At 35.2% G+C, this 22,374-nt stretch carries 18 protein-coding genes; 3 read left to right on the forward strand and 15 right to left on the reverse strand.

Annotated features, from left to right (window positions below):
* Window positions 1-37: 37 nt before the first annotated feature.
* Window positions 38-184, reverse strand: a complete 147-nt coding sequence (locus KJS44_RS14380; protein WP_008690262.1) for a hypothetical protein — start codon at window positions 182-184, stop codon at window positions 38-40.
* A gap of 497 nt (window positions 185-681) precedes the next feature.
* On the opposite strand from KJS44_RS14380, the gene KJS44_RS14385 reads away from it, so the two are divergent.
* From KJS44_RS14385 to KJS44_RS14395, 3 genes are all read left to right on the forward strand, one after another.
* Window positions 682-2,085, forward strand: coding sequence for a GntR family transcriptional regulator (locus KJS44_RS14385; protein WP_008690261.1), 1,404 nt, complete (start codon window positions 682-684; stop codon window positions 2,083-2,085).
* Between the two features lie 556 nt (window positions 2,086-2,641).
* Window positions 2,642-4,339, forward strand: a complete 1,698-nt coding sequence (locus KJS44_RS14390) for a methyl-accepting chemotaxis protein (RefSeq protein WP_008690260.1) — start codon at window positions 2,642-2,644, stop codon at window positions 4,337-4,339.
* Window positions 4,340-4,708: 369 nt separating this feature from the next.
* Window positions 4,709-4,867 (forward strand): hypothetical protein, encoded by a 159-nt coding sequence (locus KJS44_RS14395; RefSeq protein ID WP_243642686.1) that lies wholly within the window; start codon window positions 4,709-4,711, stop codon window positions 4,865-4,867.
* 167 nt (window positions 4,868-5,034) lie between these two features.
* Here KJS44_RS14395 and KJS44_RS14400 read toward each other — a convergent pair whose 3' ends face one another.
* The 14 genes from KJS44_RS14400 to KJS44_RS14465 form a co-directional block, all read right to left on the reverse strand.
* On the reverse strand, window positions 5,035-7,014 hold the full coding sequence (locus KJS44_RS14400) for an FtsX-like permease family protein (RefSeq protein ID WP_008690258.1): 1,980 nt from the start codon (window positions 7,012-7,014) through the stop codon (window positions 5,035-5,037).
* Window positions 7,004-7,771, reverse strand: coding sequence for an ABC transporter ATP-binding protein (locus KJS44_RS14405; RefSeq protein ID WP_008690257.1), 768 nt, complete (start codon window positions 7,769-7,771; stop codon window positions 7,004-7,006). Before KJS44_RS14405 ends, KJS44_RS14400 begins: the two co-directional genes overlap by 11 nt.
* Window positions 7,772-8,051: 280 nt before the next feature.
* Entirely contained in the window at window positions 8,052-9,011 is a 960-nt protein-coding gene (locus KJS44_RS14410) for a sensor histidine kinase (RefSeq protein ID WP_008690256.1), read from the reverse strand.
* Window positions 9,008-9,676: a response regulator transcription factor gene (locus KJS44_RS14415; RefSeq protein WP_026006745.1), complete on the reverse strand. Its 669-nt coding sequence runs from the start codon at window positions 9,674-9,676 to the stop codon at window positions 9,008-9,010. Before KJS44_RS14415 ends, KJS44_RS14410 begins: the two co-directional genes overlap by 4 nt.
* A 296-nt stretch (window positions 9,677-9,972) precedes the next feature.
* Window positions 9,973-11,151, reverse strand: a complete 1,179-nt coding sequence (gene metK, locus KJS44_RS14420) for a methionine adenosyltransferase (protein WP_008690254.1) — start codon at window positions 11,149-11,151, stop codon at window positions 9,973-9,975.
* A gap of 268 nt (window positions 11,152-11,419) precedes the next feature.
* Window positions 11,420-12,271 carry a hypothetical protein gene (locus tag KJS44_RS14425; RefSeq protein ID WP_008690253.1) on the reverse strand — a complete coding sequence of 284 codons (852 nt, stop codon included), beginning with the start codon at window positions 12,269-12,271 and terminating at the stop codon, window positions 11,420-11,422.
* Between the two features lie 181 nt (window positions 12,272-12,452).
* Window positions 12,453-15,902: a transcription-repair coupling factor gene (gene mfd / locus KJS44_RS14430; RefSeq protein ID WP_017144730.1), complete on the reverse strand. Its 3,450-nt coding sequence runs from the start codon at window positions 15,900-15,902 to the stop codon at window positions 12,453-12,455.
* Window positions 15,903-15,943: 41 nt separating this feature from the next.
* Window positions 15,944-16,504, reverse strand: coding sequence for an aminoacyl-tRNA hydrolase (pth, locus tag KJS44_RS14435; RefSeq protein ID WP_008690251.1), 561 nt, complete (start codon window positions 16,502-16,504; stop codon window positions 15,944-15,946).
* A 58-nt stretch (window positions 16,505-16,562) separates the two neighbouring features.
* Window positions 16,563-18,653, reverse strand: a complete 2,091-nt coding sequence (locus KJS44_RS14440) for a GGDEF domain-containing protein (protein WP_008690250.1) — start codon at window positions 18,651-18,653, stop codon at window positions 16,563-16,565.
* A gap of 424 nt (window positions 18,654-19,077) precedes the next feature.
* On the reverse strand, window positions 19,078-19,692 hold the full coding sequence (gene jag, locus KJS44_RS14445) for an RNA-binding cell elongation regulator Jag/EloR (RefSeq protein ID WP_008690249.1): 615 nt from the start codon (window positions 19,690-19,692) through the stop codon (window positions 19,078-19,080).
* A 14-nt stretch (window positions 19,693-19,706) separates the two neighbouring features.
* The gene (locus tag KJS44_RS14450) at window positions 19,707-20,696 is read right to left on the reverse strand and encodes a YidC/Oxa1 family membrane protein insertase (RefSeq protein ID WP_008690246.1); all 990 of its coding nucleotides are present in this window, start codon (window positions 20,694-20,696) and stop codon (window positions 19,707-19,709) included.
* Between the two features lie 30 nt (window positions 20,697-20,726).
* Window positions 20,727-21,053: a ribonuclease P protein component gene (gene rnpA / locus KJS44_RS14455; protein ID WP_008690243.1), complete on the reverse strand. Its 327-nt coding sequence runs from the start codon at window positions 21,051-21,053 to the stop codon at window positions 20,727-20,729.
* Between the two features lie 53 nt (window positions 21,054-21,106).
* Window positions 21,107-21,241, reverse strand: a complete 135-nt coding sequence (gene rpmH / locus KJS44_RS14460) for a 50S ribosomal protein L34 (protein WP_008977969.1) — start codon at window positions 21,239-21,241, stop codon at window positions 21,107-21,109.
* A 119-nt stretch (window positions 21,242-21,360) separates the two neighbouring features.
* Complete coding sequence (locus KJS44_RS14465; protein WP_008690242.1) at window positions 21,361-21,756, reverse strand: hypothetical protein; 396 nt, start codon at window positions 21,754-21,756, stop codon at window positions 21,361-21,363.
* Window positions 21,757-22,374 lie beyond the last annotated feature (618 nt).

Consider the following 22,374-nt stretch of genomic DNA (forward strand, 5'->3'; position numbering starts at 1 on the left):
TGCTTATGTTATGATAACACTTTGCAGAATCGCTTGTTTAACAACTCGCAGGGGTAGAGTGCCCCTTACTTTTTTCAAATTGGTTTATCAATTCTATCCATTTCATAGTAAACACTTTCTGCAGAGCCGCTGTATCACTATTTTTAAAAACATTCTTGCAAACTACTTTAACATCATTTGCCATGAAACCACCTCACTACACTATATTTAAAAAGCATCCAAAAATGCTTGTACATAATGAAATAAGTTATCCATTCATATGAAGGAATCAGATGGCTTTAGAAAGCTCCATGGGACGCTCACCATTTCCAGTGTGATGGATGATGCGTATTAGACGAGTGTATCAGTATGCTGATATATAGAACATAGCCGCAATCTTCTTTCAGCATATGAAATGCTTTAACTCCAAGTGCGAATTTTATAATTGTATAATTTGCGTTTTGTCCCTGCTCTATGTTCGCAGAGGTAGAAATGAGATCCCTTAAAAGTCCCAGATACAAATGAAATATTCATTGCGTGCTCGTAGAAAGCGTGCTATACTTAAGTTAGTACCAACATGAACAGGGTTACCCTAATATGAGCAGAGAGATAAAAAATAAACTAATAATTTATTGCTTCGCTGAAAATCACCAAGGAACGGTAAACACATAAGAGCAGGTGTCCCCCTGCTGGAGGACAGAAATGGCAAATGATAATGTACTTAGCGAGCTGATTTACGAATACTATGAATCGCGAATTCTTTTTGGCATGTACCAATATGGCGACCAGTTAAGATCAATTTCACAGATTTGTGCTTCCTTTGGTCTGGCGCGAAATACGGTGCAGACTGCTTTGGACAAATTGGAGGCAGCTGGGTACATAAAAACAGAACAGCGGAAGATGGCCATAATCGTGTACCAGGGGACAGAGAAAACCTTCATAGAAAATGCTATGAAGTATTTTGTTCCGCGCAGAGATGGAATGCTAGATATTAACCAACAAGGGGCTCTGCTATTTTCTACGGTCTGGGAGATGGGGTTAAAAAACTTAGAACGGAGTATCTCTGCAGGTTTATACAAGAAAACAAATGCAACTGGGATATTGAGTGAGGAACCAACAAAATTGTATTATGATGTCCTGAGAACTTTCAACAATGGCTTAATGGAAAGTCTATACTGGCAATTCTTGCGTTATCTCAATTATTTTTATCCCAATAAAGAGTACGGCATGGTCAATTATATGGAAGATGGTCTTTTGTCAGTTGAGATAGCCAACCGCATGAAGGCGGAAACAGATGCTTACTACTATCAGAACTTTCTGGAAGTCAAGGCATTTGTCGATTCCATTCCCGAGGAACATCACTTGAAAAATGTGCCGCAGATTCCGTTTACATGGACGATGTATCGAAAACGGCCGCAGGTGCGCTATACCCTTGCCTCCACCATTATTCAAGAGATTTTCTGGGAGGTCTATCCCGTTGGCAGCTATCTGCCGTCCCTGCCTAAAATGGCAGAACGGTATCATGTGTCATTGAGCACAGTACGTCGGACCCTGGATGTACTACATTCACTGGGGGTGACGAAAGCCTACATGGGGGTCGGGACCCGGGTATGTATGGAGCCTATCAATCCGTATATACTTAACACGCGGGAAATGCAAGAGAACTTGACCCTGCACAAGGAAGGAATGGAGTTTCTCTTTTTGACAATATATAACGTAACTCTCTTTACTTTGGAATCAATTACCGCGGAAAAGAGAGAAGCTTTATTGCAGGAAATCAGCAAACTTCACGGTAAAAATAACGATATTCTGTGTATTGATGTCCTCTTAAAGTTTATCTCTACTGAAGTTCCCTCTGTATTCTTGAGGGAGTGCTATGGTAAGTTGAGGGAGCTGATGGCATGGGGATATATTTTCTCTGCCGTGTTAAGAGGCTTTGGTGAACAGCCACATATGGATTTGAACGATTTTATCGCTCAGCTGGAAACAGATATGATGGCGGAGCATTGGACGGCGTGTGCACAATCTTGGCAGGCGTTTATTGAGGATAGACTGGACTTTTTACGCACAAGGTTTTCATTGGAAAACCCTAAGGATCAGATATGAGGACAGTGGTGTAAAAGGTTCGTGCAACGTAAAACAAGAGAGAATTTGGGGCTAAATGCCAGTCAAAAATGAAAGAGCCAAGCTCGTCTTCAAGGGAAGCATAACGAGATTGGCATGAGTAAACATTCTAGCAACATATCTTCATCCCATTTGAGCAGACAGCGGCATCATGGAGAATCTCAAGATGCTGGTCGCGGATGATGAAGGCTTCTGCGCCCATGCGTATATGCTGCTTGAAAAGGCGGAGACTGACAAGCCCATCGCAACGACGAAGTAGGCCATTATGGCCATACAAACAGTGTTAAAGATCCATTAGAAGATCGGTAATTCAATGTATGATTAATAAAATACCGTATTTAATGGAAGCGAGGTAATTCAGCGGATCCGCAAAGTGCTTAGGCGTATGCGTTGGTTCTATTATCTCATGGCATGATCGAAGGGAAAGCGATAGGAATGAACAGCCATATTAAGAAGCCGATTGAAGTGGGTGTGCTTTACAGAAAAATATCAAAACTGTTATAGGAGTGATGTGAATCATCATCGTTGGGAGAAAATTATGTTGAAGAAAATACGAAATATGAAACTAAAGTTTAGGTTGTTATTATCGTATGCAATGGTAATCGCAATATGTCTGTCGGCAAGTATTGCCGCTCTATTCATGCTGAATAGAATTGGCGATAATCTTTCCTCTTTTTATCGTAATAATTATACAGTGACGATCAATGTATGGCTAGCGAAAAGGGAGATGCAGGCTGCACGAGGGGATATCTTAAATGCCATATTGGAGTCTGATGTGGAAGAATCCGCGGAGTACATTGATAAGGCGAAGGAAAGCCTCAGAAACATGCGCGCTACATTTCCCGTAATCCGTAACTCCTTCAAAGGGGACATCGCGATGGTGGATAGGGTGGATAAACGGCTGCAGGAGGCCATCGTCTACCGTGACAAAGTATTCGCTTTGGTGGAAACGGGGAAAACGGATGAGGCATACGAGGTCATGAAGTCCAGTTATATTCCGGTTCTGAATCAGATGGCGGATCTTCTCCAACAGATCGCGGATGTGGCGGCGCATAACGCCCAGGATATGGTGAAGGAAGGGGAATATGCGCAGGCATCGGCAATCACTGTTATCATGATCATCATGACATTCAGTATCGTGTCTGCGGCACTGCTTGGCATTTATATTTCCAACAGCATCCGCAAGCCTGTGAAGGAGATTGAGGATGCCGCCCAGCAGTTGGCAAACGGTCAGTTAGACGGCGTGTGCGTTTCCTATACGTCGAGAGATGAACTGGGAAAGATGTCGGATAGTATACGGGATTTAATCAGCTATCAAAAGACGATTATTGAAGATATCAGCGATATCCTTGGCGATATGTCCGAGGGAAATTTTAAAGTTCAATCCAATGTCAATGAATACTACATGGGGCATTATGACCGCATCCTAGTGTCGATGTGGGGACTGCGGGATAAACTAAGTGATACCCTCTGGCGGATCAGCCAGTCCGCAAGGCAAGTGGCGAATGGTAGTGAACAAGTATCCTCAGGAGCGCAGATCCTTGCGATCGGGGCGGAGGAACAGGCCGATTCGATTGAAAAACTTGCCATAGCTGTAAATGAAATATCTGAGCAAGTCAGGGTAACAAAGGAGAACGCGGATAAAGCGCGCAACCAGACAGACCGTGCGGGCGCACAGGTTTCTGAGAGCAACCAGCAGATGCAGGAAATGATTAGTGCGATGAACATCATCAGTGAAAGGTCCGATGAAATTTACAAGATAGTGAAGACTATTCAGGATATTGCATTCGAAACGAATTTACTAGCCTTAAATGCCTCTGTAGAGGCGGCAAGGGTCGGTGAACTGGGGACGGGATTTGCGGTGATTGCGCGAGAAATACGCAGTCTAGCGGATAAGACGGCAATGGCCTCCAAGAACACGACAGCTCTGATCAAGGAATCGGTGGCAGCAGTAAAAAATGGAGAAAAGGTTGCCCACACGGCGGCCGATTCGCTGCTGCAGGTTATCGAGTGTACAAAACAGGTGATTTTTATGGTGGATAGGATTGCTTCCGCCACAGAAAATCAACATAAATCCATTTCTAATATCACAGCGGAGGTGCGCCAGGTTTCGGATGTGGTGCAGAATAATGCCTCGATATCCGAGGAGCTGGCGGCCGCAAGCGAGGAGCTTTCTACACAGACGCAGATGTTGGATCATATGATTGGGCAGTTTCAGTTGTATGAAAAACGGTAGGCAGTATAAGGAGGATGGCTTGTTTCAACCATGTAGAGCTTGCAAATACGAGCTTACCAGACGAAATATTGTTGCAAATAGACAACCCCACTGGCTTTTATTCTTTTACCACCGTATCGCAGATTCGTGTTGTCATATTGTTTGGCATATATTAAGGATTGGATTGCATACGATTGAACGATGAAATTTTTTGCAGGATAGTTTGTTTTATCTTCTATATTATATAGATTATGTACTTTTTGTCCTTATGCAATCGCAGCTAGGGAAAGCCTGTACAATAAAAAACAGCGTGTTTATAAGGCTTTTGGCCTATGTTGTTCTTATGAGGTTGCAGCAGAACAAAAAGCCAGAACAACGTATGACAACCTTATCCGGGAAGCCTGTGACCCAGATGTCATAGCCCCTTTGGTTTTCCTACGCGAAAGAGAAATCGTACATTTCCAACGATTTGGTGAAGCTTTGGCTTACGTTCAAAAACAATTAGATTCAGACAACTATTATCGTTATAATCCTGCTTTTGACAAATAATACAACACTGCTGAGAACCCCTAAGTCCTTCTTGCTTATTGCATAAAGTATTTTAAAGGAAGCCTTAACGCATTTTCTGATGTTAAGGCTTCCTATTTTTATATTTAAATTACTATCTTTACAACAAAATCATTACTTATAACACGCTTCTCACAAACAATTTCTACTTAAACCTTTCTTGTCATAATTTTTTTCTTTATTAACATCTGCAACAGTAACATATAAACAATAAAAACAAATAAAACGACCAAACATCCTTCACCCATCAGCATAAACGAAAAACCATTCTTTCCAAAACCAAATAAACTTGCAAAAAGGTGAAAAGCCGGATAAGCCATAAGACAATGTAAGATTGCTAATATAGGAGGTGCTAAGATCAGCCATCTGTTCTCTCTTGCCGACTCTAAACTCAACTCTCTCTTCGTTAATCCAATACGATATAAAATACTGTACTCATGTTCATGCTCGCGTAAATCTTCATGCATACGATAATACAAGATCATAAAGATTGAGAAGATGAAGAGAATGGAGAAAAGAATGCCTAAAAACAGAAAACTTCCATATGCACTCATCATTTCATCTAAAACTGTATAATAATCCTCTATTGTTATTTCCTCGTTTGCGTTTAAGTCTGCAGCTAATGCCTTTTGATTATCTTCACTACCAATGAAATTCATACTGCGATACATACTTAAAGTCGTACTATAACCTGGATCATCGTGTACATATTCCCCGAATAGATAATCTAAATAAGCAACTGCTTGTTGATCAGGTACGATTAAGACTAAATCCGTAGGGAAAACTTCAAAATCGACATCAGAAGATCTTACCTTTTTCTTCATAATAGAAATGGTATGATCATCATTTTCCATGCGTATATTCATTGTATGAATAGGATGGGATGTACGATTCAATAATAAAACTTCATCTTTTTTTAAATGAACTTGTGTATTTGTCGCATTTTGATATCCAGATAATGTGATAGCTGTTAATGCTGGAACCGAATCATTTTCTTTAATCGTTTCATTCACTTTTCCAATCCATAATTCTTCATTGCGTACTACCACTTGCATAGCACCATGAACTACTGGTATCTGGACTTCTTTTTGAATTGCTAAATGATGTTTCTTTACTATTTGTTGGAGCTGTTGATCATCATTTATACCATTAATGATAAATTTATACTCAGGAAAGCGTTGCTTTACACTATCTTCTACCCCTGTATACAGTGATATACACATGGATGCAGTTAATATCAGCATCGTCAGTAAGATCGTAATACTTGCCATTGAAACAGCATAACTACGCAAACGAAATAATAGATTTGATAGGGTAATCATATGTTTTTTATGATAATATAGTTTCTCATTTCGTTGCAGCAGCTTCAACAACATAATCCCTGTTCCTTTAAAAACACAATATGTGCCAAAAATCACAAGAAGAATGGCAAAAACAATTTTTTCTAAATCATCACCAATATCATTTACGGATAAAGATATACCATAACCAACGCCTAAAAATACAATACCAAATATGGTTGTCAATTTTTTTGCTTTTGGCTGTTCTTGCATTTTTTCTTTACGTAACATTGTTAAAGGGTTATGCGTAACAATATATACTGAATCACGAACGAGCAAAACAAGTCCGACAGAAAGCATAAATAAGCTTATCCATAACATCAGTCGCATATCAACGGTAATTCCTTGTATCAGTGTTTGTCTTGCAAAACGTTCTGCACTCATGATAAGCAACTTACCGAATACAATACAGAATATCATACCTCCAATGAGTGCTAACACACTGATAATTATCATCACACAGGCATTTAGTAATAATAAATTCTTTCGGGAAAAACCCAACACACGATATAATCCCTGACGCGTGGATATCTGACGGCGTATCGTCAATGAAAACGTCCAACATAAGATAAAAATTAATACACATAAGATGACACCACCACATGTTAGTAAGTCTAGCGTCATAATGGAACCTTTTGTTAAGGAATAAAAATTACCATGCGTACCTAAGTATGCGATTATATATAAGAAACAAAAACACATGGACATCATTCCACCATAAGGAAGATAAATATCCTTCATGTTTCGAATATCACTCCATGCCAAGGTGAAATAATATTTAATATTCATGCAGATCCCTGCTTTCTTGAACACTCAGCATATGCACGATACGATTATAAAAAGTTTCACGATTATCTTCTCCACTATAGATTTCTTGAATAATTTTGCCATCTTTTAGGAAAGCGACACGTTGTGCATAGGATGCTGCTAGTGGGCTATGTGTCACCATTAAAATCGATTGTCCTTGTTTTTGTAATGCACACAGCAGTTCTAATAGCTGCATGCTGCTTTTTGAGTCTAAAGCGCCACTTGGCTCATCTGCCAATAAAATATCTGGTTCATTGATCAAGGCTCTTGCTATTGCCACACGTTGTTGCTGACCTCCACTTAACTCATAAGGAAAACGTTTTAATAAATCTTCAATATGCAAAGTATGACAAAGCTTTTGCAAGTATTTTCGCTTTTCCTTTAAATCTTTTTGAGAAAGGATGCATGGTAATAAAATATTATCTTCTGCACTTAAAGAGTCAAGCAATGAAAAATCTTGAAACACAAAACCGATGTGTTCTCTACGATATAATGCCTTTTCTTCTTCCTTCATTGCTACAATGTTTTTATCCTGAATATAGATAGCTCCTTCACTTGTATCATCAAAACAAGCCAATAGATTTAACAGTGTACTCTTCCCCGAACCACTTTCGCCCATGATAGCGACAAATTCACCTTTTTCTAATTCCATACTCACCCCGTCCAAAGCATGCGTATGTTGACTTTTTAAACGAGATGTATATACTTTATGCACATTTTCTAATGCTAATATTGTCATAGATATTTCCTCCTTGATCTAAAGTATAACAAGCATTTCCATTTTCTGCCTTAACTTAAGATGACGGATATCTAACATCTATGTCATCTTTCTTTTCACCCTTTTCTATCAAAGATTTCGTTGTCGTTCAATCTTTCTTAAAATCATTGTTTATAACATCATGTTAGGTATTGCTTAACAATCTTTTCATCATGCTAAAAACCATTGTCTTTGTAGTATAGACTCATTTTAATAGAAAGAAATCGTACATAATTTTTTACGTAAAAACATTGCTCCCATATTATCTATCCATTAATCTTTCCTTCACCGGATACAAAGATACCTTAGTACCATGCTGCCATTGTGAAGATATTTGCCATTTGATATGCAGACGTTCACAAATTTCTTTAACGAAATATAATCCCATGCCGGTTGCTTGTTTTTTCTCTCTGCCAAGTTTACCAGTATATCCCTTTTGTTTGATTAATACAATATCTTCGCTAGCAATACCGCAACCCTCATCCTCAATGCTTACTTCGTCCTTACTACAACGTACATGAATGGTACCATGTTGGGTATATTTTATAGCATTATCTAATAGTTGCTCAATAACAAAACACAACCATTTGCGATCCGTATAAATTTCATCATCCTCATCATATGAGAAATCAAGACACAAACCTTTTTCAATAAACAATGTGCTATAAGTTCGTAATGCTTCTTGTACTATTGTATGTAAACAACACTTTTCCATAATATAATCATCATCTATACGCTGATAAGACAATGCCATCTGCGTATAACGCTCGATCTTGAATAACTCAGCACGGATTTGTTTTTTTCTTTTTTCATCCTGCATATGTTCATTCAACATATGCATAGCAAAAATGGGTGTCTTTATTTGATGTATCCATAATTGAAAATACTGTTCCCGTTCTTTTTTCTCTTTCTGATAAGATTGTTTCTGTGAATAATATTCCTCTTCCAATTCCTTGATGATACGCTGTATTTCTTTGTCTTTAGCAGTTAATGCCTTTCTTTCTAAAAAAGAGACATGATTGCATTCTTGTAATTGTTTTATTTCAGCTCTTCGTTTTACCCAAGCAATACCGATATAACACAATAACATACTGATTTCCATAAACAAGATGTATTCAATGATTTCTTTCTCTATTTCAAATGTCCATAAACAAATGACTTGTACGATCACCATCGTTAAAAGTAAACATACAGATCCTGATAAATCATGTAGTAGTTTCATATATAATAACCTGTGCCTTTCTTTGTATGAATAAAATCATCTATGCGAAAGACATCTTCCAGTTTTTTCCGCAATCTTCCAACATTAACACTTAAGGTGTTATCATCTACATAACAATCACTGTTCCACAAAGCCATCATCATATCACTGCGTGATATTACTACATGTGGATTGCTCATCAACAATTCTAATATTTTCATCTCATTCTTCGTAATTTCCATCATCTTTCCTTGATATTTTAATTGATAGGTTCGCAGATTTAATTCAACACCACGCCATACTAAAACTTCCTTATCTGCTTCTTGCTGCATCCTTCTGATAAATGCATTCAATTTAGCGATGAGAACCATCTTATCAAATGGTTTAACGATATAATCATCTCCACCATATTCATAGGCACTTACCATGCTCATACGATCTGCATCACTGGATATAAAAATTACCGGTGCATTACTAAACTTTCGAAATTGACGGCAAACACTGATACCGTTTATATTGGGTAGATGAACATCCAGCAATACGATATCACAATTTACAGTCGTGAGCTGTTGTAAAATATCTTTTGCCACATCTACTTTATTGACCTCAAAATTCCATTCCTTTAAACAATTACTTAACTCTTCAAGTATAATTTCATCATCTTCAACAATCGCAACTTTTACCATATCTTCACCTTCCAACATAGACCATCTTTTTTAACTTATCTTAACTCAACGTATCTTCTTTATTTATCTTCGCTTACTGCTTATCTTCCTACTGACCATAAATTTGTACTTTATCCATTTCATCTAATGCACAAGTGAAAGCTTCTTGTTTTCTTCTCCTCTTAATTATACACAACTTCATCGAAAAACGCTCTAACCTTACACAGATGTCAGAAAAAAGCCCTCCTATCCATAGGATAGTAAGGGCGAATGATTTATAAAACTAGCGTTGCGAAAACTGAATTACTACGTTTTCTTTATCTCAAATATTTTTTTAATGATTCCGCAGGTGTCGTATCTTCCCATTTCACACCCAAATCTTCTCTACCCATATGCCCGTACGCAGCTAATTTGCGATAAATAGGTTTACGCAAATCTAATGTCTTAATGATGCTGGTAGGACGCAAATCAAATTCTTTTTGCACAATTTCAGCAATTTCTTCATCAGGTAATCTACCAGTGCCAAATGTATCAACCAAAACACTCACGGGATGAGCAATACCGATGGCATATGCCAATTGTACTTCACAACGTTTTGCAAGTCCTGCAGCTACAATATTTTTTGCCACATAACGGCTAGCATAAGCAGCACTACGGTCTACCTTCGTTGGATCTTTACCAGAGAAAGCACCGCCGCCATGACGTGCCATTCCACCATATGTATCTACAATAATCTTGCGGCCAGTCAACCCACTATCACCCTGAGGACCACCAATTACAAAACGACCTGTTGGATTGATATAAATTTTCGTATTTTCATCCATCATTGTCGGATCAATAATAACATCAATAACATATTTTTTCAGGTCCTTGCGAATGGTTTCCAACTCTACTGTATCCGAATGTTGCGTTGAAATAACAATTGTATCTACACGTTTCGGAACATCATTTTCATATTCAATCGTAACCTGCGTCTTACCATCTGGGCGAAGATAATCCAATGTACCATCTTTTCTGACTGCAGTCAGTTGTTTTGCTAAACGATGAGCCAAAGAAATTGATAATGGCATCAATTCTGGTGTTTCATCACAAGCATAACCAAACATCATTCCCTGATCACCAGCACCATTATTATCTTCTTCCTTACCTTCTTTTGTTTCTAAAGAATGATCAACACCCATAGCGATATCACTGGATTGCTCATCAATCGAAGTTAATACGGAACAAGTTGTACCATCAAAACCATATTTTGCTCTGTCATAGCCGATTTCCAGTACTACATTACGTGCAATACTTGGAATATCGACATAGCAGTTTGTCGAAATTTCACCCATGATCATGACCATACCAGTCGTACAGCAGGTTTCACATGCTACACGCGCATTGGGATCTTGTTCAATGATAGCATCTAACACCGCGTCACTGATTTGATCACAGATTTTATCAGGATGTCCTTCTGTTACCGATTCAGAAGTGAAAAACTGTTTATTTAACATATGTATTCCTCTCTTTTTATTATCTTTTTCAGCTCTTTTATTGTAACGCATTTTTATTTATGAAACAAGGTTTACTCCATCTTTCTTCAAAGCTGATTCTCTACATCTTGACACATGCAGATAAGAGTGTATTGGATAAGCTGGTTATGGTTAAAAAGCGTTAACTATAACATGATTCATATATAAAAAGAGAATGCAATGACATAAACCTCGTTAATTGAACAACTAATTAACAAAGGGCATTTCAAACATTCTCTTAAAACACTGTTTAACCTTTGAAATTTTCCAGATGAATCTTCACTGTTTCATTAATTTTACTGAATTCCGTATAATGATGCAATTTTGTCTGCTCAACATACGTATCATACTCGGTATTATCTTCCTTTTGTGGAATACTGATTTCATAATCCATATCACTTGTTATAGATTTAACCAAATCATCACGAATACAGAATACAAGTTTATAAGAATGAAGTTTTGAGATATCGGCATTCTCTATTTTATCCTCTTTATTTTTTTGATTATAAATTTTTATGTAAGAATCAGGATCTTTTATCGTCAATGTATATAAGATATCATTACCTTCCTTATCTTTTACACATGTAAAACTTTGTTGTGTAAGTTTTAATAAATCATAGTTCAAATAATAATATAAAAAACTATTTTCAATATCTGATGATGTCGTTGCTTCTTTTTGACTTAAGTTGTAGGTACCATTTTCTTGTTTCAGATAGTTATACATATAACCATTTTCTTCACCATATACCACGGTACTATCTTCTGTTATTTGTTTCACCATATAATGTGCTTGCTTTGGATTTGCATTATCGATATCACCAGTGGAAATCACACTTCCACCATTCCCATCTTTTTTAATTTCCGTATTATTTTGATAATAGCGTTGATCTCTTTCATAATCTTGTTGTGATTGCAAATGCAAACTTTTTGCTTTTAAAGTTGCATCCAAATAAGTGAATAGTTCTTTTGTTTCATTACTGAGTGTTGTTTGTTCTTTTACTTTTGTGGCATTTGATGGCTGCTTTGTTTTATCATTGGATGAACAAGCAGTTAATAAAAAGAAACATAAGATTGCACAGCATACGCGACTCGTTTTTTTCATAACAACATCCCTCTTTTCTTACTTAAAGTATAGCATTCTTTTTGATATAAGTTACATTTTTATGTGTATAATTTTCTTAAAACCATTTCATTTTTCATTGTTTGTTTCTTTTTTATAAACAGTTTCAATAAAACGTTCAAAAAAGAAAACACCCACCTTCATCACAAAGGTGGATGTATCATTAAGCTTCTTTTCTTTCAAGTTTTTCACAACTCTCTAAAATTTCAATAACCGTAATCAACCAATCTTTTCGCTTTGCAAATTGCAAAGTGATTTTACGATTGACATACCGTAATTGAATATCCTTAGAAATACACGTCATGAATTCAAATAATTTCACACCATCAATTGCATTTGACCAGGTTTCGGTAAATGACATACTAATTCTTTTTGGCTGTTCCTGAAAATTCTCTACATAAGGTTCATTTATGAGAATATCCAAACGTTTCTTTTCAAACAATAACTGAACCGCCTTAGGTAATTTTCCATAATTATCCTTAATCTCTTCTAACATTGCCTTTAATTCTTGTTTCGTTTCTATCTTTTCAATACGCTGATACAATGTAATTTTCTCATAATCCTCATTGGCAAACTGTCCTGGTATATAGGCATCTACTTTTATGTTTGCTTTTTTCATAACCGGCTTTTCAACTTTTTTAATGCCTTTTTTCTCCATAATCGCACTATTCAACATCTCGATATACATATCAATACCTACCGTATCAATAAAACCAGCTTGTTGAGGACCTAACATATCCCCGGCACCACGAATCGTTAAATCCCGCATGGCAATCTTATATCCGCTGCCAAGTTGTGTAAATTCTTTGATTGACTTGAGTCGTTTCATTGCTACTTCACTCAACTGACGCTGCGGAGAATACATCAAATACGCATATGCCAAACGATCACTTCTACCAACTCTTCCTTTTATTTGATATAACTGACTTAAACCAAAATGGTCAGCATCTTCAATGAGAATGGTATTCGCATTTGGTATATCAATCCCTGTTTCAATAATCGTCGTGCAAACCAATACCTGATATTGATTATCCGTAAATTGCATCATGACATCTTCAATATCATCACGGCTCATTTGTCCATGAGCGACACCAATTTCCACATCCGGTAATGCTTCTCGTAATTTTCTTGCGACATTATAAATCTCTTTCACATTGTTATAAAGATAGAAAACCTGCCCATTGCGTGCCAGTTCTCTTTGAATAATTTCCTTGATCATTGAAAAATTTTTCTCAATTACATATGTCTGTACCGGCATGCGGTTTAATGGTGGTGTCTCTAATTGTGAAAGTGAACGTATGCCTATCAAAGACATTTGCAATGTTCTTGGAATTGGTGTAGCACTAAGTGATAAAACATCAACACTGTTTTTTAACTCTTTTATCTTTTCTTTATGTTCTACACCGAAACGCTGTTCCTCATCAATCACTAATAATCCAAGATCTTTAAATTGTATATCCTTAGATAATAAACGATGTGTTCCAATCAGGATATCCAGATTACCTTCTTTTAGATCTTTGATGATCTGTTTTTGATCCTGTGGTTTAATAAAGCGATTTACGACCGCAATATTTACTGGAAAATTGCGAAAACGATGTTGAAAAGTTTTAAAATGTTGTAAAGATAAAATGGTTGTCGGACATAGAAAGGCAACCTGTTTATTATCACTCACTGCTTTAAAAGCAGCTCTTGCGGCAACTTCTGTCTTGCCAAATCCGACATCTCCACATAACAATCGATCCATTGGCTTACTGGATTCCATATCACTTTTTATCTCTTTTACTGCTTTTGCCTGATCAATTGTTAATTCATAATCAAAATCATCTTCAAATTCTTTTTGCATCGCCGTATCTTTTGCGAATGCATGCCCGATATGCTCATCACGATTGGCATATAAATGAATTAAACGATCTGCTAATTCTGCTATTTTTGCACTGACTTTTTTCTTCGTCTTTTCCCATTCACCACTGCCTAATTTATTTAGTTTAGGAGCTGCTCCTTCTTTTGATACGAATTTACGAATCAATTGAAATTGCTCTAATGGTACTAATAAAACATCATCACCTTTATAGGCAATATGCAAAAAATCCTTGTGGATACCATCTACCTCTTTATTGACGATACCTAAATATTTACCAATACCATGCTGATTATGTACGACATAATCTCCGATATGCAGTTCTTGATAATCATGCAAAACTTCAGCTTCTTTAAACTTATTGGAATAACGCGTGGATTTACGGGATTTATGAAATAATTCCTTGCTCGTGTAAACGCTGATTCCTTCTGTTAAACAGCTGAATCCTTCAACCATTTTCTTCTCTAAAATAGAGACGCCTTCAGTTAATACATCATCCTCATGAACGATGCGTGTAGCTACATGCTGTTCTTCAAGCAGTTTACGGACTTGTGAAATCTCATGATGATCTAAACATAATAAAACTCTGTGACGATGCGATGCTGAAATGATTTCCTGGATAGTCCGTTCTAAATTAATATCACCTAATGACATGCTCATGATTTGTGATGTAATCGGTTTTTTATAATCCACAAACATGCCAAATTCAATAACTTTATGTTTGCCTAATATTTTGGATAAATCTTCAAATACACCAAACTTATACAAAGCACTTCCTTCTTGAAATAATTCTTGTAAATAGGCAATATTTTCTTCCTGTAGATGACGGATTGTATCGTTAACTTCTTCCTTACTAGAAACAACAATACTAGCATCTTTCACATAATCGCAAATCGTATTTGCCTGATCAAGAAACGCATAATAACGATATAAATGATTTTCTGCATGTCGATTTGCCAATAAGTCTAAATCTTCATTCACTTGTGATATCAACTGATCACGAAAAGATAATGATAACTGTTTCTGCTGTATAGCTAATTCTTGGTTTGCACGTTCAACGATACAACCGATTTCTTCATCCGTAAACAAAAGATTATTAGCAGGAATGATTGTCACTTCTTTTATCAGTTCAATTGTTCTTTGCGTGGAAATATCGAAAAATCGTACACTTTCGACAAGATTATCAAAAAATTCTATACGAATCGGATGCTCATAATTCATCGAATATACATCGATGATACCACCTCTTGCCGCATAACATAATGGTTGATCAACACGATTTACATAGGCATAGCCAGCTTCAAATAACAGTTGTTTCAGTTGTTCATAATCCAACACATCATCTTGCCGAATATGAATAAAGTGTTGTTGAAAAATATCTACAGATGGTTGAAAACGAATCGCAGCCGCTGCATTCATGACGCAAATATAAGGATGCTTATCTAAAAGCTTTGCCATTGTTTCCATCTGTGCTGCTTTGCTTTCCGGTGAAGCAGCAATAGCTTCCACCCGTAATGATTCTTCCACGCTGAAAAGCAGCACATCATCCTCTAATAGACATTCTAAGCGATCATAGAGTTTTTGTGCCGTATATGCGTTATTCTTAATAATAAACATACTTTGCGGTTTTTTGCGATATGCCGCTGCTAACAGCAGGGCTTCTTCACTTAATGATAAATTACCCAGCTGACTTTTACCTTCAACAATGGAAGTAACCGCTGCATTCTGCATGAATTCCTGAAGAAGTATTTTCACTTTATCACCTTATTTTCTGCATGTATTATCATGAAAAAGCTTTATTTCACATTAAAATGGCTCATCGTATCCATAAAGGTATGCGTAACGCTATAAATAGCTGCATCCTTTGCCAGTGCTATTGCTTTTTCATAATCTTCACGATCTTCTTTTCTGATTTTCCCTAATACCCAATCAATGACAGGTACTCGTGAATCCTTTCCGATCCCTACGCGAATTCTTTTAAACTCTTGTGTATGCAAATGTGCAATAATGTTTTTCATACCATTTTGACCACCTGCACTTCCTTTTTCACGTAATCGTATCTTTCCAACAGGCAAATCTAAATCATCATAAATAATCAAAATGTCTTTTACATCAATATGATAAAACTTGACAGCCTCAATAATAGCTTCCCCAGAATTATTCATATAGGTTTGCGGTTTCATTAATAATACTTGTTCTCCTTGTATTCTTGTCATACAAATGAGTGATTTAAATTTCTTTTGTGTGATATCAACATGCAATTCCTTAGCAATCGCATCCATGACACAAAAACCTGAGTTGTGTCTTGTATTTTCATATTCTTTCCCTGGATTTCCTAAACCGGCTATTAATTTCATTTTATCACCTCAATCAGCTTTCTTATTATACATGAAAATTCCATAGAAAAACAGGAAATCAATCCTGTTTTCGCCAACTTTCAAAATATGTAGAAAATGCACAGGCCATATTTTCAATTAAGAGAACATCTTTTATATTCCAAACTTGACGACTCTTTTTATTCATACCCACAATACCATAAAAATGACCATCATATTCAATTTTTTTCTGTATGGTAGACATGATATGATTTTCTTTATACTTTGTTTCATATGGAAAATCACAATGATTCAGATCATGATTTTGAAATAAACCTGTTTCATCAAATTCGTTAAAATACCCTTCCTCTATATGGTAAATGGCTTGACTGCGAATACTTTTATCATTTAAGTTAAACACTTTTAAATACCCTTGTTCTTTTTTTCGGTCTATAAAATAAAGTAAAAATAAGTCTTCTATATGTAAGGTTCTCCCTATATAACAAATGGCTCTGTCTAAAATCGTATTGCTTTTCTTTTCCGTATTTAAAATCATAAATACCTTTGGAAGAACTGCAGAGATCGATAATTTAGAAAATTCATTACTATGCATTGGTAATAAGCTTTCTTCCTGAACGTTATCTTCTTCATAAACTACATATTGATTTCTTCCACTCAATTTTGCCTCATACAATGCATGATCTGCTTTTTTATAAATAATATCATATGAATCATCATCCGATGCTTCACATATTCCTATACTGATACTTATTCTTTTTTTAACATTTCTAATTTTAATATCTTGTACATCATTTTTTATCTTTTCTACACAATTTTCTATCTTATATAATTCATATACATGATCTGCATAAATGGCAAATTCATCACCGCCTACTCTTCCTATAAGGGTATTTTGATCAACATTATTTTTAATGATTGCTACTATTTCTTTTATGACACGATCACCGATCATATGTCCATAACTGTCATTGATATGTTTAAAATTATCTATATCCATCATCAAGAAAAATGCTTTCTGATTCTTATTTCGACGCTGAAGTTTTTCTATCGTCTGTTTGCGGAAAGCTGTTTTTTTCAAAACGCCGGTAAAGTCATCTAATTGCGTGTACTGCATAAGTTTCTGATTGTTTTCAATGATTTTACGTTGTTTATACAACGTATTTTCTAAATCCATTTTAACTTTCATACTGATCTTACGATTCTCTAAATTAAAAGATTGAGCTTTTTGATATATTTCGTAATGTTGATAAATTTCATCTTTTAAATTATCTTTATGAAATTCTTTAAGATATTGTATATAGATTTGTGAAAGTTCTTCTTCAAAATATGGATTTTTCATATCTTTAAATAATTTCTTTGCTGTTTGATATAATTTAATAAACAGCGAATCATTTTTCATATGCAAACTCATTTCAAGCATAAAAAACATACAGTTTTTAATATGGGAATAGTCCTCTTCCTGATATAAATTTTTTAATACCTGCTCCATTTTTTCAGGCACCTTTGATGTAGTATGCGCACAGACATCCAGATATAGTTCACTAAGTACATATTCTTCTGGTATTTTAGCTAATTCATTATCTAATTCGTCATATTTCTTTTTCCAAATCCTTACTTCTTCCTGCTCATTCATTCTGGCAAGTGTAAACATGATATGAGAAATAACAATTTGTAAATCTCCCTTTTCAAACTTATCGAGCAACATATAGTCAAATGCTTCTGTATAGTATTGCAAAGCTTCCTGATACATACCGATACTAAAAAATAATGTTCCCATATTTTTTAAAATCAATTGCATGAATCCATATTCCGGATGTTCTTTTGACAGGAAATAAGCATTAATAAAATGATGAAGCGCTGTTAATTCATTACTACTATCTGCATATAAAATGCCGGCAAGATTCATTAAACGTATTTCATAGCGTACATTATCCGCTGATTCACATAGTTTTAAACCTTGACCGCATGCTTTCATAGCTTTTTGTTTATCTTCATTATAAAAAGATAATAAAGATATAAAATACCAGGCAATACTTTCATAATAATGATTTTGCTCTTTTTCAGCTAATTTTAATAATTGCTTCGCCTTTTTCTCTACAATTGGCAGATGATGTAGTTTTTGTTGTTCTTCCATCTCTTTCAATAAAGTTTCAAAGATTGTTTCTGTCATTGTGCTCATCTTCCTTTATCGCTATTTTAGCATAAATATTTTGAGCAGTATATGGAATCTTAGAAAATTTACTTATATGTGATAAATATAAGATATAAAAATTATAAACCTTCCGTAATATACACTATTTAGAACTTTTTAAATTTCTTTTTTATACCACCATAAATAAAAACAGTCTTCTTACTTTCCTATTTACGATAGATTAACAAATATCTTTTTCGAAATTCATTTAGCATTTTAAATAAAAAATTATCTAGCACATTACATACTCGTGATTTACAATTAGCTAAAGGTTCTCCATCCTATAACTAATCAGTAAATAACATGTACCTTTCATATCAAATAAATGAAGACATCTTACTAACAAGAATTTCTTATTGTGCAAAAAGAAAAGTCTGCTTTTCACAGACTTTCTAATAGTTTTTTATTGTTTTTCAGGGTCATATACGATTTTTAATCGTCTTTGATTACCTTCCCCTTCACTTACCGTGGAGATATTACGCATATTCGTCAAATAGTTATGAATAGCTTTACGCTCATCAGCTGGCATAGGATCTAAGATAGCATCTGTTTTGCTGCGCTGTACACTTTTTGCTACACGCAATGCTAAAGAACATACTTTTTGGTATTTTTCTTCTTTATATCCATTGATGTCAATGAGAACACGGATACGTTTTTTAAATTCACTGGATACTGCAGATTTCAATACAGCATTCATAGATTGCAGTGTTTGCCCATTTTTACCAATTAAGATAGCATTGTTTTCAGCATCCAAATCTACATGATAGAAATCATTATCTTCACTTACTTCAATGGTTGCTTCCATTTGAATTCCATCAAAATAAGTTTGCAGATAATCCTTCATAAAATCCATGATATCATTTTTGCAATAAGCACTAATCGTTACTTTACTTCCTAATCCCAGAAAACCACTAGTTTCCTCAATAACGGTATAAGTAAGTTCCTCTGCTGTCACTTGTTTATCGTTTGCTGCATTTTGAATAGCATCTTCCAAGTTTTTTCCAGTATATGTTTTCATTGAACGTATGCCTCCTAATCTTTGATAAAGCATTTATGAATCAATAAGTTCTGTCCTACTCTGACAATGGAATTTACCAACCAGTAGAATGACATACCTAATGGCCAGTTGATAGCGAATATGGCAATCATTGCTGTACTCATATACATCATCATATTCATTGAGCCCATCATACCCGGCTGTTTCTTAGGTTCTGCATATTTCTTTTCTTTTACATGTTGTTTCTTTTTTCGATGTTCCTGTAACCATTGTGGCATTTTAAAGGAAAGAAGTTGGAACAGAACCATCAAGATGAAGATAACGCCAAAAGCAATCTGTCCTTCTTTTAAACCTTCAATTGGTGTTTTTGCAAGATTGATACCGGCAAAACTACCAGTTACTACACTGTAAGCACGCATTGTTGCCTGATACATACCCAAAATAACAGGGAACTGAATAAAAGTGATTAATAAAGTTCCAAATGGATTAATTTTATATTTAGAATATAAAGCCTGCATTTCCTGTGCTTGCGCCATTTTGGAACGATCATCTGTACGACCGGCATACTTTGCCTGGATTTTTTGCATTTCTGGCTGTAATGCCTGCATGCGCTGATTTGCGACCTGTGATTTAATAGAAAACAGGAAAATTAATAACTGAATCAAAAAGGTTGCTGCGATGATACCAATACCGGCATCCGTAAAGTTTGCTACCCAGTTGATCAGCTGTGCAATTGGATATACGATAATACCATGGAACCAACCTTCATCCATCGCATCTGAGAAAGTTGTTGGCTTGATGGTAATTCTTTCATCCGGTTTTAAGTCTTTATACAGCTTTTCTGCTTTTGATCCCTTTTCAAAATCTACATTCTTCCTTGCTACGGTTTCTTCTTTAATTGTAATAATGGAGTCCACATAAGTCTTACCATTCTGACCACGCGGTACGCTACATCCTGTGAGCGTTACCACCATCAGCATTACAACAAGAAGCAATTTCTTTTTTTGTTTAAAAAAATCTTTCATTTCATTTCTCCTCGCTAAAGTTGCCTACCTTTATATTTTAACTTTTTTAATCAATCTTTCCAAGAGTTTTTTGTTGTTTATATAATTTTCTTCATGATATTTCACTCGAACAAGAATAATCGTATCAAAATTCTCATCAAATGTATAAATATCTTGTACCATGCTGCGTACTTGCCGCTTAATTTTATTACGTATAACAGCTTTTCCCATCTTTTTTCCAACGGAAATTCCTACACGCGCATGATCTTCTTTTCTAGGTTTTACATAAATAACAAAGGAAGGACATGTATAGAACTTCTTATAATTCATGATTTCCGCAAACTCTCGCGTATCTTTTACACGAAATTCTTTTTTCATATCGTTGCTCCTTTTCAGACCTTACTACAAAAAAATCACCCGAAGGTGATTTTTTAAGCTGACAACACTTTTCTACCTTTACTACGACGACGTGCTAAAACCTTACGTCCTCCAACAGTAGCCATTCTGGCTCTGAATCCATGAGTTTTCTGGTGTTTTCTTTTGCTCGGTTGATATGTTCTTTTCACAAGAGCCACCTCCACTTCTTTTTTCTTTATACAAATTGAGCATTGCTAAGAAATTATACATAAATTCATTATCAAAGTCAATAAAAGTTTAAAATAAATGAAAATTCGTATTTCTTTTTTTAGTTTTTCAATAAAGAAAGTTTATGGAATAAAAAAGGAAATCCGATTAACATAGCGAATATCAAACCTAAAAATAGAAGGATTGGTGTATAAAAGAAACCTATTCCGGAAAGCACAATTTCACAAAAAATCATTCCAAAATATAATAATCTAATATCCAATGAGCTTGTTATCGTTATATAGATATGTATGATTCTAAATATTAAAAAGACACAGATTGCCAACATTAAAATTGTCCAAGCATTCATATTGCCAACCACATAGATTGTCATGGCCAATAAAAAAGCTCCTTCTGTACAATTGCATATTCTAGATAAACTACGACGATTGCTGGCCTTTAGCTTTTCTTCATAATTCTGTAATTTTTCTTTTACTATATTTCCTATTGTATTCATAAAAAACCTGCTTTCTTATTAATTTATATATCGTATCTATTATAACGAAGATTAAAACATTTTCCCATAGTTCTTTTCAGAAAATAAAAAGTGATCTTGTTCTTTCAAGATTTCAACAAAATTTTTATGTTTATATAGGTACTATGTTTTCATAATCAGAAAAGTTTTCAACAATTCTAATCCTCTTCTATAAAAGAAAGTGGAAAACTTCTAAGTTTTACTCCTATTGAAAAGAAAAAAGGGGAATTCTAGCTAAAATTTCTAATATTCTTATTTATCCACAAGCTTTCCACAGTAAATTTAAGCTAGGTTTTCCACCTATTGTGGAAAACGTGGAAAACATTCATTTAGCCTTTAATTATCAGTTTATTTTAATATAAAAAGCTATGGGAAAGCTATTTCTTATACTAGTACTTATCAACTTTTCCACCATTTTTACTTATCCACATTAAAAAATCCACAGGCTTTCCACGTTGATAAGTGTGGAAAACTTTTTTTATCCTTTATTTATCGATGAAATACTTACTTTTCCTGTGGAAAATTTGATATTTTCATAATACGCATAGTTTTTTTCCACCATTTATAGTAAAATATGACTACCGAAAAAAGGAGTTGCTT

The sequence above is a fragment of the Longicatena caecimuris genome, from assembly GCF_018406465.1.
Lineage (GTDB): Bacteria > Bacillota_I > Bacilli_A > Erysipelotrichales > Erysipelotrichaceae > Longicatena > Longicatena caecimuris.